This window comes from Phormidesmis sp. 146-33 (assembly GCF_052939515.1).
Genome location: NZ_JBJPHU010000265.1, coordinates 1 through 1,809, shown reverse-complemented (window position 1 = coordinate 1,809; position 1,809 = coordinate 1). Strand labels below are relative to the sequence as shown.

Below are 1,809 nucleotides of genomic sequence, written 5' to 3'. Positions count from 1 at the left end.
TCATCCCAGATGCCATCTTTGCTAAAAACTTGTTGCAGGACACACCCGCAGAAGCGGTTAAGCCTGTCTCTGAAAAGATCTATCCATTAGGCAGAAGTCGGTAGAACGCAGACAGGGCTTAGGCATGAGTCGCCAGTTGCGCGCCTTCGAGCAAATCATGGAACTTTCCTAGTCCTCGCCAAAGCGTTTTCAATCCTGGTTCTCCATCGTGCTTACGAGCCAGAAAGCCGCCGAGTTGGGCAATCCAGCGCACGACCTGGCGTAACGTGGGTGGTTTTTTCGAGCAGTTTTTGGGTTCAAACCTGCGCCGCAACAGTCGCCACTCGTGCGGTTGCAGCACCGTTTCACACGATTCATCTGGGGTGAGTCGAGCGCGATAGGTCAACCCCATCAAGCGCCATGCCACAATCGAGTAGGTTGCTAAGGCATTCAACAATCGCTCTTTGGTTTCGAGTTGCAACTGTTCAAGGCGACAGCCACTTTTGAGCGTGAAATGAAACCGCTCAATTAACCAGCGTAAACTATACCACCGCACACATTGCCAGGCTTGCTCCAACGTGTCGATAGGCAGTGTCGTGAGCAACAACCAGTGAATCGGTTGCCCCTCGGCAGGCGGTGTACATTCTTCGACCAGCAAAGCATTGAGCGTCACGGGTTGACACTGCTTGGGCTGCTTGTGTTGCCGCGGCACGTCAATGGTCACCTGCATTGCCCGCAGGCTTAAAGTTGTACTCCGGGCAACTTGGCTAGGGTTGCGCCCTACCTCAATCGCTTGCTGTCCGAGTACCGGAGCCTGCTCCACCGTGGGAATCAGATAGCCAAGCTCATGCTGCACACGGCGATTGTGTTCCGCTCGGATCAGCAACTCGCTCTTTGCGCGTCGTGGCAGCACAAATAAGTCGTAGATGTCGGCTTCTCGGTCGCCCACATGAATCATCTGCACCGCTGCGTCCACCTCGCGCTCGGCAGCACTCAAAGTATCGAGCCAGCGCTGGCTTTCTTTGTCGCAGGTGGCTTTCTGCTTGCGTTCTCCTCGCTTGCCACTGCGCTCACTGCGCGTCCAAGTGTATTGATGCAACAGTCCGAGCGGCTCACCCCTGCCACTGACTCCGAAGCAGCTATGCACCTTGATGCCTTGATTCGTGCCCTGGTGGATGAAGCCTAATCCCGTCGTCTGCTTCAATCGATGAAAGTCTAAATCCGTTGTGTCCTGTATCGCCAGCACCACGCCCGCTTGAGTCGCCCGTTTCACCACGCTACTGCGGTGACTCAACAGAATTTGAGAAGGCTGCACTTGCGGGTTTGCCCAGAATCGATAGATACTTTGACTCGCACTCGTACTTTGACTTACCTGCGGCACACTTGCGCTCGGATGCTCACTCAGCACTCGCACGGTTTCACACAATCGTTTACTATGCCGCAAATCTCCAAACGCTTGTGAATCGATCTCTTAGCTCACCCAATCCCGCATCGGTTTTTCCTCACAGTGAGTAGTCGTTTTCTCAGTCTGACATAAATAAACCCCACATCTCCTTCACAGCAATCCTTCTACACACTTTTGCGTAATGGATAGAAATGATTGGCGGGGGGTGGTGATTTTCACCGAAAAGCGATTTGATCCAGGGCTGCCACGCCACTATGCGGAGTATGAGAACAGTCCCAGGTTGCAGCGCATTTATTTGAATAAGTTGCCGATGGATGTGGGTGATCGCTCTCTCGGATTAGGGCTTCTGCAACTCATTGGAACTCCCCAGAAACAAGCTCCAGCGAAAGGACGGGCGTTAATTGAGCGAACTCGTCAAGAGCTTA

General features: G+C 53.3%; 3 protein-coding genes. 1 reads left to right on the top strand and 2 read right to left on the bottom strand.

What is annotated here, in order from left to right:
• The coding region (locus ACJ2PR_RS35800) for a Y-family DNA polymerase (RefSeq protein WP_446880624.1) at positions 1-79 on the bottom strand (79 nt) is incomplete at its 3' end.
• Between the two features lie 39 nt (positions 80-118).
• Positions 119-1,447 (bottom strand): IS4 family transposase, encoded by a 1,329-nt coding sequence (locus tag ACJ2PR_RS35795; protein ID WP_446869909.1) that lies wholly within the window; start codon positions 1,445-1,447, stop codon positions 119-121.
• 118 nt (positions 1,448-1,565) lie between these two features.
• On the opposite strand from ACJ2PR_RS35795, the gene ACJ2PR_RS35790 reads away from it, so the two are divergent.
• Positions 1,566-1,809 (top strand): DUF2887 domain-containing protein (locus tag ACJ2PR_RS35790; protein WP_446880623.1); only part of this gene is annotated, 244 nt, incomplete at its 3' end.